The sequence below is a fragment of the Micromonospora sp. NPDC004336 genome, from assembly GCF_053602615.1.
In genome coordinates this window covers 1-13,110 of sequence record NZ_JBSGDY010000169.1, presented here as the reverse complement: position 1 = coordinate 13,110, position 13,110 = coordinate 1, and the positions used below count along the sequence as shown (strand labels likewise).

General features: G+C 74.5%; 16 protein-coding genes and 1 pseudogene. 10 read left to right on the top strand and 7 right to left on the bottom strand.

Features of this window, described 5'->3' with window-relative positions:
- Nucleotides 1–95 precede the first annotated feature (95 nt).
- Together ACWENR_RS25705 and ACWENR_RS25700 are read right to left on the bottom strand one after the other, a co-directional pair.
- A pseudogene (locus ACWENR_RS25705) lies at nucleotides 96–716 on the bottom strand (trimeric intracellular cation channel family protein); the annotation flags it as partial.
- 40 nt (nucleotides 717–756) lie between these two features.
- Nucleotides 757–975: a DUF3039 domain-containing protein gene (locus ACWENR_RS25700; protein ID WP_091096469.1), complete on the bottom strand. Its 219-nt coding sequence runs from the start codon at nucleotides 973–975 to the stop codon at nucleotides 757–759.
- 86 nt (nucleotides 976–1,061) lie between these two features.
- Between ACWENR_RS25700 and ACWENR_RS25695 the strand changes: the two genes are divergently transcribed.
- Nucleotides 1,062–1,991, top strand: coding sequence for a pseudouridine-5'-phosphate glycosidase (locus tag ACWENR_RS25695; RefSeq protein WP_452279522.1), 930 nt, complete (start codon nucleotides 1,062–1,064; stop codon nucleotides 1,989–1,991).
- Nucleotides 1,988–2,884, top strand: a complete 897-nt coding sequence (locus tag ACWENR_RS25690; protein ID WP_452279521.1) for a carbohydrate kinase family protein — start codon at nucleotides 1,988–1,990, stop codon at nucleotides 2,882–2,884. Before ACWENR_RS25695 ends, ACWENR_RS25690 begins: the two co-directional genes overlap by 4 nt.
- 245 nt (nucleotides 2,885–3,129) lie before the next feature.
- Here ACWENR_RS25690 and ACWENR_RS25685 read toward each other — a convergent pair whose 3' ends face one another.
- On the bottom strand, nucleotides 3,130–3,486 hold the full coding sequence (locus ACWENR_RS25685) for a DUF3099 domain-containing protein (protein ID WP_452279524.1): 357 nt from the start codon (nucleotides 3,484–3,486) through the stop codon (nucleotides 3,130–3,132).
- A 105-nt stretch (nucleotides 3,487–3,591) separates the two neighbouring features.
- Between ACWENR_RS25685 and ACWENR_RS25680 the strand changes: the two genes are divergently transcribed.
- Together ACWENR_RS25680 and ACWENR_RS25675 are read left to right on the top strand one after the other, a co-directional pair.
- Nucleotides 3,592–3,879: a hypothetical protein gene (locus ACWENR_RS25680; RefSeq protein ID WP_452279520.1), complete on the top strand. Its 288-nt coding sequence runs from the start codon at nucleotides 3,592–3,594 to the stop codon at nucleotides 3,877–3,879.
- Between the two features lie 13 nt (nucleotides 3,880–3,892).
- On the top strand, nucleotides 3,893–4,204 hold the full coding sequence (locus ACWENR_RS25675) for a hypothetical protein (protein ID WP_452279519.1): 312 nt from the start codon (nucleotides 3,893–3,895) through the stop codon (nucleotides 4,202–4,204).
- Nucleotides 4,205–4,339: 135 nt separating this feature from the next.
- Here ACWENR_RS25675 and ACWENR_RS25670 read toward each other — a convergent pair whose 3' ends face one another.
- Together ACWENR_RS25670 and ACWENR_RS25665 are read right to left on the bottom strand one after the other, a co-directional pair.
- Complete coding sequence (locus ACWENR_RS25670; protein WP_452279518.1) at nucleotides 4,340–5,581, bottom strand: low temperature requirement protein A; 1,242 nt, start codon at nucleotides 5,579–5,581, stop codon at nucleotides 4,340–4,342.
- Nucleotides 5,582–5,637: 56 nt separating this feature from the next.
- Complete coding sequence (locus ACWENR_RS25665; protein WP_452279517.1) at nucleotides 5,638–6,219, bottom strand: HhH-GPD-type base excision DNA repair protein; 582 nt, start codon at nucleotides 6,217–6,219, stop codon at nucleotides 5,638–5,640.
- 261 nt (nucleotides 6,220–6,480) lie between these two features.
- Between ACWENR_RS25665 and ACWENR_RS25660 the strand changes: the two genes are divergently transcribed.
- A complete protein-coding gene (locus ACWENR_RS25660; RefSeq protein WP_452279516.1) occupies nucleotides 6,481–7,965 on the top strand; it encodes a DUF7782 domain-containing protein in 1,485 nt (494 codons plus the stop codon).
- Entirely contained in the window at nucleotides 7,965–8,387 is a 423-nt protein-coding gene (dtd, locus tag ACWENR_RS25655; protein ID WP_452279515.1) for a D-aminoacyl-tRNA deacylase, read from the top strand. Before ACWENR_RS25660 ends, dtd begins: the two co-directional genes overlap by 1 nt.
- Before the next feature lie 128 nt (nucleotides 8,388–8,515).
- Here dtd and ACWENR_RS25650 read toward each other — a convergent pair whose 3' ends face one another.
- Complete coding sequence (locus ACWENR_RS25650) at nucleotides 8,516–9,304, bottom strand: sporulation protein (RefSeq protein WP_452279514.1); 789 nt, start codon at nucleotides 9,302–9,304, stop codon at nucleotides 8,516–8,518.
- A gap of 259 nt (nucleotides 9,305–9,563) precedes the next feature.
- On the opposite strand from ACWENR_RS25650, the gene sigB reads away from it, so the two are divergent.
- The 4 genes from sigB to ACWENR_RS25630 all read left to right on the top strand — a co-directional run bounded on the left by sigB (nucleotide 9,564) and on the right by ACWENR_RS25630 (nucleotide 12,063).
- The gene (gene sigB, locus ACWENR_RS25645) at nucleotides 9,564–10,580 is read left to right on the top strand and encodes an RNA polymerase sigma factor SigB (RefSeq protein ID WP_452279513.1); all 1,017 of its coding nucleotides are present in this window, start codon (nucleotides 9,564–9,566) and stop codon (nucleotides 10,578–10,580) included.
- Between the two features lie 132 nt (nucleotides 10,581–10,712).
- On the top strand, nucleotides 10,713–11,156 hold the full coding sequence (locus ACWENR_RS25640) for an ArsR/SmtB family transcription factor (RefSeq protein ID WP_452279512.1): 444 nt from the start codon (nucleotides 10,713–10,715) through the stop codon (nucleotides 11,154–11,156).
- 62 nt (nucleotides 11,157–11,218) lie between these two features.
- Nucleotides 11,219–11,659 carry an SRPBCC domain-containing protein gene (locus tag ACWENR_RS25635; protein ID WP_452279523.1) on the top strand — a complete coding sequence of 147 codons (441 nt, stop codon included), beginning with the start codon at nucleotides 11,219–11,221 and terminating at the stop codon, nucleotides 11,657–11,659.
- Nucleotides 11,656–12,063 (top strand): VOC family protein, encoded by a 408-nt coding sequence (locus ACWENR_RS25630; RefSeq protein ID WP_452279511.1) that lies wholly within the window; start codon nucleotides 11,656–11,658, stop codon nucleotides 12,061–12,063. The genes ACWENR_RS25635 and ACWENR_RS25630 overlap by 4 nt, the downstream gene beginning before the upstream one ends.
- Before the next feature lie 93 nt (nucleotides 12,064–12,156).
- On the opposite strand, the gene ACWENR_RS25625 is transcribed toward ACWENR_RS25630, so the two are convergent.
- Nucleotides 12,157–13,110, bottom strand: a 954-nt coding sequence (locus ACWENR_RS25625; protein WP_452279510.1) for an acetate--CoA ligase family protein, incomplete at its 5' end; no start/stop codon positions are given.

Sequence of the window (13,110 nt, the reverse complement as noted above, 5' to 3'; positions counted from 1 at the left end):
ACAGACCGTATGAGGGTGTGATGGGCGGTTGTTCCGTGTTGGGCGGGGGGGGGGGGGGGGTGTGGGGTTTTGGGGGGGGGGGGTGGGGGGGGGGGGGGGGGGGGGGGGGGGGGGTGGGGGGCCGACCAGCGGCGGCGCAGGGCGATCAGGCGGAGCAGGAAGACGAACGCCGCCGCCGCGGTCAGCCAGGCGGCGTTGGCGTGCCCGAGGGCGTCCAGCAGCGCGACGGCGATCGAGCCGGCCAGCGCGGCGACTGCGTAGATCTCGCGTCGCAGCACCACCGGGATCTCGGCGGTGAGCAGGTCCCGGCCGAGGCCACCGCCGATCGCGGTGAGCATACCGATCACGCACGCCCCGACCGCCGGCACCTGGGCGTCGAGGGCCTTGACCGTGCCGGTGACGGTGAACAGCCCCAGCCCGGCCGCATCCAGCACCAGCACGGTGGTGCGCAGCCGGGCGAGCTGGGGGTGCAGCCAGAAGACGGCGGCGGCGGTGACGGCGGCCGTGGCCGCGTACCGCCAGTCGGCGAACGCCAGTGGCGGCACCTCGTCGATCGCCAGGTCCCGGAAGATGCCGCCGCCGAGCGCGGCGACGAAGCCGACGAAGACGACGCCGAAGAGGTCGAGCCGTTTGGCCACCGCCGCCGAGGCCCCGGAGGCGGCGAAGACCGCCACTCCGGTCAGGTCGGCGAGGAGCAGGGCGGTGGAGGTGGTCACCGCCGAAGGTTACGCGGGCGGCCGGAACGACCGCCCGGGATCACTCGGCGTACGAGTCGTAGATCTCCTTGCACTTGGGGCAGACCGGCGAGCCGGGCTTGGCGGCCTTGGTCACCGGGAACGTCTCCCCGCAGAGCGCGACGACGAAGGTGCCCATGACGGCGCTCTCCGCGATCTTCTCTTTGCGCACGTAGTGGAACATCTCGGGACCGGTGTCGGCGTCCTTCAGCTCCGGACGCTCGAGAACCTGTGTGCTCACTTCTGCACCTCCGACCCTCAAGTCTGGCAGGTCACCGCGGCCCGGTCCACTTCAGGCCACCCCGGGGGAGGCCGTACGGTGGTGACGTGACTGACTTTCACATCCACTACGGCACCGAGGTGGCCGAGGCGCTGCGCGACGGACGCCCCGTGGTCGCCCTGGAGAGCACGATCGTCTCGCACGGCCTTCCCCGGCCCGAGAACCTACGGGTCGCCCGGGAGATCGAGCGGGCGGTCCGGGACGCGGGCGCGGTCCCGGCGACGATCGGCATGGTCGGCGGCCGGCTCGTGGTGGGCCTGGACGACGCGGAGCTGACCCGCCTCGCCACCGTCGACGGGGTCGCGAAGCTCTCCGTACGCGATCTCGCCGTGGCGGCCGCGACCGGCGCGGACGGCGCCACGACCGTGGCCGCGACCAGCGCGGTGGCCGCCGCCGCCGGGATCGGCGTGTTCGCCACCGGTGGCCTCGGCGGCGTGCACCGGGAGGCGGCGCAGACCTTCGACGAGTCCGCCGACCTGGTCACCCTGGCCCGGACCCCGATCGCGGTGGTCTGCGCCGGCGTCAAGTCGATCCTCGACGTGGGCGCCACCCTGGAGCGCCTGGAGACCCTCGGCGTCGGGGTCGTCGGCTACCGGACCCGGCGGTTCCCCGGCTTCTTCGTCACCGACGGCGGCTTCGACCTCGACTGGTCGCTGGACTCCGCCGAGCAGGTCGCGGACGTCCTGGCGGCCCGGGAGCAGCAGCGCGTGCACCACGGCGGCCTCATCGTGGCCAACCCGCTGCCGACGGACGAGCAGCTCGACCCGGAGCTGCACGACCGGACCCTCGCCGACGGACTGGCCCTGCTGGAGCGCGACGGCGTCACCGGCAAGGCGGTCACGCCGTACCTGCTCGCGCACTTCCACTCGGCCACCGAGGGCGCGAGCCTGGCGGTGAACGTACGGATCATCCTGCGCAACGCCGACCTCGCCGCCCGGATCGCGGTCGCCGCGGCCACCCGCCGCGCCGCCGCATGACCGCAGGCCGCGTCCTCGTCGTCGGTGACCTGATCACCGACGTGGTGGCGGTGCTGGCCGGCCCGCCGGCCACCGGATCGGACACGCCGGCGGCGATCCGGTTCAGCGGCGGCGGGCAGGCCGCCAACACCTCGGCCTGGCTCGCCGCCCAGGACGTGCCCGTGACCCTGGTGGGCGCGGTCGGCGACGACAGCCAGGGGCGGGAGCGGGTCGCCGAGCTGGAGCGGGCCGGGGTCGACTGCGCCGTGACGCGGCACCCGGAGCACGCCACCGGCACGGTCATCGTGCTGGCCGCCGCCGGCGAGCGGACGATGATCACCGAACGGGGCGCGAACCTGCGGCTGGCCCCGGCGGACGTCGACGCCGCGCTGGCCGGCGCGCCCGACGCGCGGCACCTGCACCTGTCCGGGTACACCCTGCTGGACGCCGAGTCCCGCCCCGCCGGGCTGCGCGCGCTGGCCGCCGCCCGCGAGCGCGGGCTCACCACCAGCGTCGACGCGGCCTCCGCGGCGCCGCTGCGGCGGGTCGGCGCGCCGGCCTTCCTGTCCTGGGTACGCGGGGTCGACCTGCTCCTGGTCAACGCCGACGAGGCGACGGTGCTGGCCGGCGGGCTCGACCCGGCGGCGCAGGGGCGGGCGCTGTCCGCCTCCGCCCGCCGGACGGTCGTCAAGCAGGGCGCGGCGGGGGCGGTCTGGGTGGACCGGGACGCCACCGTCGCCGCGGCCCCGGCCCGCCGGGTGGCGGTGGTGGACGTCACCGGCGCCGGGGACGCCTTCGCGGCCGGACTGCTGGCCGCCTGGCTGGACGGCGCGGGCCCGGAGACGGCCCTGCGCCGGGCCGGCGACCTGGGCGCCCTGGCGGTCTCCCAGATAGGCGCCCGCCCCACCCCCTGACCCCGCCTGTCGCCTGTCGCCTGTCGCCCCTCGCCCCTCGCCCCTCGCCCCTCGCCCCTCGCCCCTCGCCCCTCGCCCCTCGCCCCTCGCCCCTCGCCCGCGACGATCTTGCAGTTTGTGCCCCTCATTTGCCCGTTCTGCGGCTTTTGTCGGGGCAGAAACTGCAAGATCGCGGGAACGGGTGAGGGGGCGGGGCGAGGACGAGGGCGGGGCGAGGGCGGGTGGCGAGGAGAGGAGAGGGTGGGTTAGGGCTCGGCGTCGATGATTTTGTGGGGGCGTTCCTCGGCGGTCAGGCTCATCGGCGGGGTCTCGTCCCGGTGTCGCGGCTGGAACCGGTTCGCCAGCCGGTGCTGCTCCTTGGGCGGCCGGTCGTTGGCCAGCAGCACCGCGAGCCACGGGATGAGCACCATGCCGAGGGCCACCAACGGCAGCCAGAGCCAGAGCATCGGGGCCTGCGTCCCGACCAGGACGGCACCGACGATCACGCAGGCCACCCGGATCCCCATCATCAGCACGTAGCGCTTCTGCCGGCTGGTGAGCTGGTCGTCCTGGCTGCGTGAGGCGTCGGTGATCAGAATCGGCTGGTACGCCTGACGCTTCACCACGGACCTCCTCGAGGGATTACGCCCCATCCTGTCACCTCCGCCGCATGATCAGCGAAATTCGCTCCGGCCGGCTGCGTGTTACAACCGTGGTACGCTCGCGCCGTGGGCAGCAGGTTCAGCTTCACCGACGAGGCGTTGGCCAACCTGAGGGTCTACGACGTCACGCCCGGGGAAGTCTGGGAGGCGCTGCACAGCACCCGCCGGGTGATCCGTCACCTGGGCGACGACGTGATGGTCGTCTACGCCGCCGCCCGCCGGGGGCGCAGGCTGGCCGTGCTGCTCGCCGAGGCCGACGGTGCCGACAACGACTGGGACATCCTCTCCGCCCGCGAGCTGAGCGACGCCGAGGCGAAGCGCTACGACGAGGCCGTGCGGAGATCTCGCCGATGAGGAGGCGGTGACGATGAACCGTAACGACGCGACCAAGCAGTTCCACAGCGGCGGTGACCGGCTCGCGGAGCTGATCGACGAGAGCCACCCGGTGGAGCTGCCCACCCCGGACACCGACACCCCCATGGTCAGCCGCTCGGTGCGCCTGCCGCTGGAGACGTACGAGCGGGTCCGCGAGGCCGCCGACGCGCGCGGCATCGGGGTCACCACGCTGATGCGGCAGTGGATCGAGGCGGGCCTCGCCGACCTGGACGACTCGGCGACGGTCTCCCTCGCCGACGTGCGGCGGGCGCTGGCGGCCCTGTCCCGCCCGACCGCCGCCTGACACCCGCCGCTCGCCTGACAGCGCGCCCCGGTCGGCCACCGCCTGACGCCCGACACCCGCTCGTCAGCCACCGCCTGGCCCCGCCGGCCGACCGGCCACCGCCGAACGCCGCCCGCCCGCCGACCGGCCGCGCCGTCAAGGGGCCCGGTGGTAGTCCCCTCCCCCGGCCTCGCCGCGCAGGAGCGGCGAGGCGGGCAGCTCGGGGGCGCGGCGTCGACTGCGCCACGCGTCGGCGATCGCGACCCCGGCCAGCATCGCGGCGACCGCCGCCAGCGCCGCCACCGGCGGGCCGAGGGTGAGCACCGGCGCCAGCAGGAGCAACGCCAGCATGCCGCTCCAGCGGGACCAGGACACCCGGCCGAAGATCTCGTACTCGAAGCGGGCGCGGGCGACCAGGAAGAGCGCCGGGCCGCCGACGACGAAGACCAGCCAGGCCGGGTCCGTCCGGCCGTACGGGTGCACGATCACCAGTTCGTAGCCGACGGCGGTGCTCAGCACGCCGACGACGATGACCAGGTGGGTGGCGGCGACGGAGGCGCCGACCCGCCCGGGTGACCGGGCGACCCGCAGCGCCTCGGCCAGCACGTGACCCGCCCGGTGGAAGTAGATCCGCCAGAGCAGCGCCGTCGTGACGAACGCGAGGGTGAACGCGCCGGCCCGGTCGGCGGTGAAGTCCGTGCCGCTGTACGTCAGCCCCATGACCAGGATGGTCTCCCCCAGCGAGATGAGGAAGATCTGCTGGTACCGGTCGGCGAGGTGCTCGCCGGCGATCATCCAGCCGGACGCGCGCGCCGGCCCGAGGCGGGGCAACGGCCAGCCGAGCACGAGGCCGGTGCCGTCGACGGCCAGCGCCAGCGCCCACAGTGGCAGGCGCAGCTCGTCCGGCGCGAACGCCCCGGCCAGCCAGGGCACGGCGCCCACGGCCGCCCAGGCGGCGAGCCGCAGCGGCACCGTACGGCGCGGATGGCGACGCAGCGCCGCGGCGATGACCAACGGCCGGCCCACCATCACGGCCAGGTACGCGAGCACGAACGGCAGCGCCCGTCCCTCGAACGCCCCGGGCAGCGCCACCGCCATCACCAGGGCGCCGAACATGGAGCCCACCACGACGAACTGGATCACCGACCGCTCCGGCTCGTACCGGCTGGTGACCCAGACGGTGATGGACCAGAGCAGCCAGAGGGCGAGGAAGAGCACGCCGGTGCGCCCGATCTCGACGACCAGCCCGGCGGCGGAGTCCCCGGCGCCGTCGACCAGGCGCAGCGAGACCCGGGTCAACGCGAAGACGAAGACCAGGTCGAAGAAGAGTTCCAGGAAGGTGGCCCGGGTCGAGCTGATCTCCGGGCGCAGCAGCTGCCTACCGCGTCGGTCCGTCATCGACTGCCCGTCGTCGCCATCCTGGCTACAACGACCGCCGCGACGCGGCGGTTGCGTCAGCCTTCGGCGGTCCTGGCCTTCGCCGCCGCCTTCATCTGCTGCTTGTACTCGCGCACCCGGCGCAGCGAGTCCTCGTCGACGACGTCGGCCACCGAGCGGTGGGCGTCCGCGTCGCCGTATCCGCCGGCCGCCTCCCGCCAGCCCTCCGGCGTGACCCCGAACCGCTTGCCGAGCAGGGCGACGAAGATCTGTGCCTTCTGCCGCCCGAAGCCCGGCAGGTCGGCGACGCGCCGGAGCAGCTCCCGGCCGTCGGCGACGCCGGACCAGAGCCGGGCCGCGTCGCCGTCGTACCGGTCGACGAGGACCCGGCACACGTCCTGCACCCGGGACGCCATGGCCTTCGGGAACCGGTGCAGCGCCGGCGGCTGGGCGAACACGGCGACCAGGGCCTCCGCGTCGCGCTCGGCGAGGTCGCGGGCGTCCAGGCCGCGTCCGAGCCGCTGCGTCAGCACGTACGGCGAGGAAAACGCCTTCTCCATCGTCACCTGCTGGTCGAGCACCATGCCCAGCAGCAGGGCCAGCGGATCCCGGTTGAGCAGGTCGTTGGCCTCGGGATCGATCGGCAGCGCCAGTGTCATGCTGCCATCCTGCCTGGACACGGCGGCGACCGACGGCATCTGCCCGACCCCGGCCGGGCGACGTGCTCGCGCGCCACACGCCGGCGGACCTGGCAGCCGCGCCACCGGCGCTCCCAGCACACCGGCAGGCGGCGGGCGACGTAGGCCGGCCCCGGGCGGTCCCAGCGCGCCGGCGGGCGGCGGGCGACGTCGTCCGGCGGCTTGGGCCGGAGTTGCCGGGTGGGCCGGCCCGGCGGGGGCGGCACCAGGCAGGATGGCGGCGTGGACGGACACGACATGCTGCTCTCCCCCGCCGGCGTCGAGGCGTTGCGGACCGCGCTGACCCGGGCGGGTTTCACCTCGAACGGGATCGCCACCCGGCTCGGCCCCCAGGCCACCGGCGGGATGGCCCGCAACGACTTCCGGGCCGCGCTGCGCGCCACGCGGGACGGTGACCCGCTCGACACGCTGATCCGGGTGTTCATCTGCGAGCAGACCGAGCCGGAGGCCGCGGTGGCCGCCGCGCTGGCGCCGCTGACGCTGGAGGAGGCGCTCGCCGGGGGCCTGGTCGAGCGGTACGGCGACGGGCTGCGGATGGGGCTGGACCTGGAGCCGTACGGGGACGACTGGTGGGTGCTCGCCGACGTGCCCGCCAGCGCCCGGCCGGGCCGCCCCCTGCACGCCGAGCACGTCCTCGGCATCGGCGGGGCGACCCAGACGCTGATCGGCGCAACCGTCCGCCGGCCCGTGGAGACCGCGCTGGACCTGGGCACCGGTTCGGGCGTCCAGGCGCTGCACCTGGCCACCCACGCCCGGCGGGTCACCGCCACCGACGTCTCCGCGCGGGCGCTGCGGTTCGCCGCCACGACGGCCGCCCTCAACGGCCAGGACTGGGAGCTGCTGCGCGGCGACATGGTCGCCCCCGTCGAGGGGCGCCGCTTCGACCTGGTGGTGAGCAACCCGCCGTTCGTGGTGGGGCCGGGCACCACCACGCACGTCTACCGGGACTCCGGCCGGGTCGGCGACGCGATCGGCGCGGAGCTGGCCGCCGCCGCGCCGGGCCTGCTCACCGAGGGCGGCACCATGCAGTACCTGGCCAACTGGGTGCACGTCACCGGCGAGGACTGGGGCGAGCGGGTCGCCGGCTGGTTCGCCGGGACCGGCCTGGACGCCTGGGTCATCCAGCGTGAGGTGGCCGACCCGATGGCGTACGTGAACCTGTGGCTCACCGACGTCGGCGAGAGCGCCGACCCGCGCCGGGCGGCCGACTGGCTGGACTGGTTCGACGCGCACAAGGTGGAGGCGATCGGCTTCGGCATCGTCTCGCTGCGCCGTTCGGGCCACGACGACCCGGTGGTCCGGGTGGAGGACCTGCGCCAGCGCGTGGAGGCGCCGCTGGGCGACCGGATCGGCGCCTGGTTCGACCGCCAGGACTGGCTTCGCGTACGCGACACCGACGACCTGCTCGCCGCGCGCTACCGGGCGGCCGAGGGCCTCCAGCTCCGGCAGGAGGCCACGATGGGCGACGAGGGCTGGGCGGTGGACCGGCAGGTGCTCGCGATGCCGCACGGGCTGCGCTGGACCGAGGAGATCGACCCCCTGGTGCTGGCCCTGGTCGGCGGGGCCGACGGGCGGCTGCCGCTGCGCGACCAGCTCGCCCTGCTCGCCGCCGCCCACGACGTCGCCCCGGAGGAGCTGGCCGACGCGGCCGGCCCGATCGTGGCGCATCTGGTCGAGCGCGGCTTCGTCGAGCCGGTGGACGGCTGATGCGGGCGGTGGTGCAGACCGTCGGCCGGGCCGCCGTGACGGTCGACGGCGAGGTGGTCGGCGCGATCGACGACGGGCTGCTGGTGCTGCTCGGGGTGACCCACACCGACACGGACGAGACGGCGCGCACGATGGCCCGCAAGGTGCACGAGCTGCGCATCCTCGACGAGGAGCGGTCGGCCGCCGACGTCGGCGCGCCGATCCTGGTGGTCAGCCAGTTCACCCTCTACGGCGACGCCCGCAAGGGACGCCGCCCGAGCTGGACGGCCGCCGCCCCGGCCGAGGTGGCGGAGCCGCTGGTGACGGCGGTCGTGACGGCGCTGCGGGACCGGGGCGCGACGGTGCGGACCGGCCGCTTCCGCGCCCACATGCTGGTGGAGAGCGTCAACGTCGGCCCCCGCACGGTCCTCCTCGACCTTTGACCCCCACTCCTCCCCCGCAGGCCCCAGTGCGGTTGATCATGAGGTTGTCGTGACACGCCGCGGCGGACGACGACAGCCTCATGATCAACCCGCGGCTGTGGGCGTGGGGAGGAGGGAGCGGGCCGGGGTCAGGAGAAGAGACCGCGACGCTGGAGGGACTGGCGGATCCAGCCGTCCAGTTGGGCCGTCCAGTCGGTGCGCTCGGCGGTGGCGTGGTCGATGGTGAAGCGGCCGAAGGCGTCCCGGCCCTCGGTGAAGAGGCCGCCGCGCTTGTCGAGCTCCAGCACCACCTGGATCTGCTGCGGGTCGGTGACGAACGTGACCTCGAGCTGGTTGATGGCGCCGGCGTACTGCGGGGCGGGGTAGAACTCGATCTCCTGGTAGAAGGGCAGGCTCTGCCGCACCCCGTAGATGTGGCCGCGCTCCACGTCGGCCCGGGCGAACCGGAAGCCCAACCGCAGGAACGCCTCCAGGATCTTCTGCTGGGACGGCAGCGGGTGCACCGCCACCGCGTCCAGGTCGCCCTTGTCGACCGACCGGGCCACCTCCAGCTCCGTACGCAGCCCCATCGTCATCCCGTGCAGGTGCTGCCCGTACAGCTCGGTCAGCGGCGTCTCCCACGGCACGGCGAAGCGGAACGGGATGTCGTGGCGCTGGCCCGGCTCCAACCGGAACGCGCCGGTGGCGGCCTGCCGGTGGAACTCCTGTGTGGTCTGGTAGTCGTTGTCGCCGCTCTCGACCTCGACGCGGGTGACCAGGCCCAGCGCGACGTAGGAGATGTCGACGGGATGGTCGCCGCCGGCCACGTGCACGACGCCCTCCAACTGGCCGCCGGGGCGGCAGTTCGGGTTCGCCAGCACCGTCTCGACCGACGGGCCACCCACGCCCATCGCCTGCATGAGCCGCTTGAAGACCACGACACCCTCCACAACCTGTTCCGGTGCGCCGACGTCGCCGGCGGGGTCGGCCCCACTGGCCGACCGCTGGCACGGTAACGGCATCCGGCAAGGAACGCCCGGCGACGGCCCGGGCACGCCGGGCAGGATCGCGACCGGATTCGTGTCGGGTCCCCGATCGCCTCACTCCCGTTTCACGCCCCGCCCGCCAAGCTGTGTGTCACACCGGCACCACTGGGCCGGAACGACGGCACAGACGTGGACACGGGGAGAAACCGAGATGGCCCTGCAGATGATGGAGCACCGGACGCGCCCGGCCGGCACCACCGAGGCCGACCACGCCACCGACACCCTGACCGACCTGGACGCGACCGACGAGCGCGGCGTCTCCACCGATCTGGTCCGGGCATACCTCAACGGGATCGGGCGGACGAAGCTGCTGACCGCCGCGCAGGAGGTCGACCTGGCCAAGCGGATCGAGGCCGGGCTGTTCGCCGAGGAGAAGCTGGCGACCTGCACCCCGGTCTCCGCCGACCTGCGGGCCGACCTGGAGCTGATCGTCGCGCAGGGCCGCGCGGCGAAGGACCACCTGCTGGAGGCGAACCTGCGTCTGGTGGTCAGCATCGCCAAGCGCTACACCGGCCGCGGGATGGCCTTCCTCGACCTGATCCAGGAGGGCAACCTCGGCCTGATCCGCGCGGTCGAGAAGTTCGACTACGCCAAGGGCTACAAGTTCTCCACCTACGCCACCTGGTGGATCCGGCAGGCGATCACCCGGGCGATGGCCGACCAGGCCCGCACCATCCGCATCCCGGTGCACATGGTCGAGCAGGTCAACCGCATGGTCCGCGCCCGCCGCGAGCTCGCCGTCTCGCTGGGCCGCGAGCCCACCGTCGCCGAGGTGGCCCGGGCGATGGAGATCCCGGAGTTCCAGGTGATCGAGCTGATCTCGTACGACCGGGAGCCGGTGAGCCTGGACCAGGCGGTCGGCGAGGACGGCGAGAGCGCGCTCGGCGACTTCGTCGCCGCGGTGGACCCGAGCGCCGAGCCGGGCGACGCCGCCGCGCAGGGCGAGCTGCGCAACGAGGTGAGCATCGTGCTGGCCACGCTCTCCCAGCGGGAGCAGGCGGTGATCCGGCTCCGGTTCGGTCTCGACGACGGCCGGCAGCGCACCCTCGATGAGGTGGGGCGGGAGTTCGGCCTGTCCCGTGAGCGGATCCGGCAGATCGAGAAGGTGACCCTGCTGAAGCTGCGCGCCCCGGAGCGGGCGCAGCGCCTGGAGGCGTACGCCTGCTGATTCTCCCAGCCACGTGAGGCCCCGGCGGTTCGCCGGGGCCTCACGTGCGTCGGCGCGCCGAGGCGGGTGCTTGACCGGGACCCGCGCACGGAGTAGAAACCAACTGGTTATGAAACCAGGAGGTTATCGAAAGTGGACACCGACGGCCTGGACGCCACCTTCGCGGCGTTGGCCGACCCGACCCGGCGGGCGATCCTGGCCCGGCTGGCGACCGGCGAGGCGACGGTCACCGAGCTGGCCGCGCCGTTCGCGATGAGCCAGCCCGCCGTCTCGAAGCACCTGCGGGTGCTGGAACGGGCCGGGCTGGTCAGCCGGGGGCGCGACGCGCAGCGGCGACCGTGCCGCCTGGAGGCACGCCCCCTGCGGGAGGCCACCGCCTGGCTTGCCGACTACCGCGACTACTGGGCCGAGAGCTACCAGCGCCTCGACGCCCTGCTCGACGACCTCCAGGCCGCCGAGCGGACCGCCACCGCCCCCGACGCGCCCCGGCGGGCTCCCAGTCCCGGACGGGACGAGGCCGGACGGGACGAGGCGGGCCGAGCCGGGCGGGACGGGACGCCGGGTGTGCGGCGGTGAGCGGGCCCGACGATCCGCTGGTGGTGCACGCCCCGGGCGACCGCGAGATCGTGCTGAGCCGGATGTTCGACGGCCCCGCGCCCCTGGTCTTCGCCGCCTTCACCCGCCCGGAGCTGCTGGTCCGTTGGTACGGCGCGCGCGGCTGGCGGCTGGTCGAATGCGAGGTGGACCTGCGGGTCGGCGGGCGATGGCGATTCGTCTCGGCGGGGCCGGGCGGCGAGCGGATGGGCCAGAGCGGGGTGTACCAGCAGGTCGAGCCGCCCCGGCGGCTGGTCTGCACGGAGCTCTTCGACGACCAGTCCTACCCGGGCGAGACCCTGGTCGCCCACGATTTCACCGAGCTCGTCGGGCGGACCACGGTCACCACCACGCTGCGCTACGCCACGGCCGAGGGCCGGGACAGAGTGCTGCGCTACCCGATGGCCCGCGGCGTCGGGGAGAGCTTCGCCCGCCTCGCCGACCTGCTGCGCCACACATCGACGACACGAGAAGAGGCACCGTGAACTGGACCCTGGAAGTGGTGGTCGTCCCCGTCTCCGACGTGGACCGGGCCAAGGCGTTCTACGCCGACCAGCTCGGCTTCGTCGTGGACCACGACACCGTGATCAGCGACGACGCGCGGATCGTGCAGCTCACCCCGCGCGGCTCGGGCTGCTCCATCGTGATCGGCAAGGGCGTGCTGCCGGACATGCCGCCGGGCTCCCTCAAGGGCCTCCAACTGGTCGTGCCGGACCTGCACAAGGCGCGGGCCGAGCTGGTCGAGCGGGGCATGCGGGTCAGCGAGATCCAGGTGGTGGGCAAGAACCCGCGCCCGGTGCCGGACCCGTTGGACAACATCGGCTTCGTCCACTTCACCGACCCGGACGGCAACGCCTGGGCCGTGCAGCAGATCTCCGAACGGGCCTGACCGCCCGCCGTCGCCCCGCATCCACCTCAGTCGCGGACGGGGATCCCGTCCACACAGCCGGCGGGGCCGGTGTCGGGGCGGGGGTTCCCGTCCTCACAGGCGGCGGGGGCCGGTGTCGGGGCGGGCGACGGCGGAGCCGACCCGGACGGTGGCGTGCAGCACGGAGATGCCGTCCGGGCGGGCCAGCACCGGGTTGAGCGTCAGCGCGCGGACCCGGGGCTGCTCGTCGGCGAGCCGGCCGACCCGCAGCAGCAGGTCGGCCAGCGCAGCCCGGTCCACCGGCACCGCGCCCCGGTGCCCGCGCAGCAGCGGCGCCGCCCGCGGCTCGTCGACCAGCTCGGCCGCGTCCAGGTCGGTCAGCGGCACCGCCCGCCAGGCCCGGTCGCCCAGCAGCTCGGTGGCGACACCGCCGAGACCGAAGCCGACCACCGGGCCGAACGCCGGGTCCTCGACCAGCTCGACCACGCAGGCCACGCCCGGCGGCACCATCGGCTGGACCAGCACGTCCGCGCCGAAGACCGCCGCCATCTCCGCGTACGCGCGGTGCACCGTGGCCGCGTCGGGCAGGTCGAGCCGGACCGCGCCGAGGTCGAGCCGGTGCCGCAGACCGGGGGCGGCGGCCTTGAGGGCCACCGGGAACCCGAGCCGGGCCGCCGCGTCCACGGCCTCCCCCGCCGAACGCGCCGGCACCGACTCGACCACGTCGATGCCGTACGCCGCCAGCAGCCCCGCCGGGTCGAGGGCCTCCGGCCGCAGCGCCGCGTGCGCGGCCTCCCGGTCGACCCGGGACAGCTCCGGCGGCACGCCCGCCGGGCGGCGGAGCCAGTCGGCGTACGCGGCGACCCGGGCGAGGGCGCGGACGGCCTCCTCCACGCTCGGGTACGCGGGCACCCCGGCCGGCGCCCGGCCGACCAGGAACGTCGCCACGGTCGGCTTGCCGGCGGCGAGGGCGGCCGGCAGGGCGGCGGTGAAGTCCGCCTCTGTGTCGGTGAGCTGCCCGGGCAGCGGCGGGGCGAAGACCACCACCAGCGCGTCCACGCCCTCGTC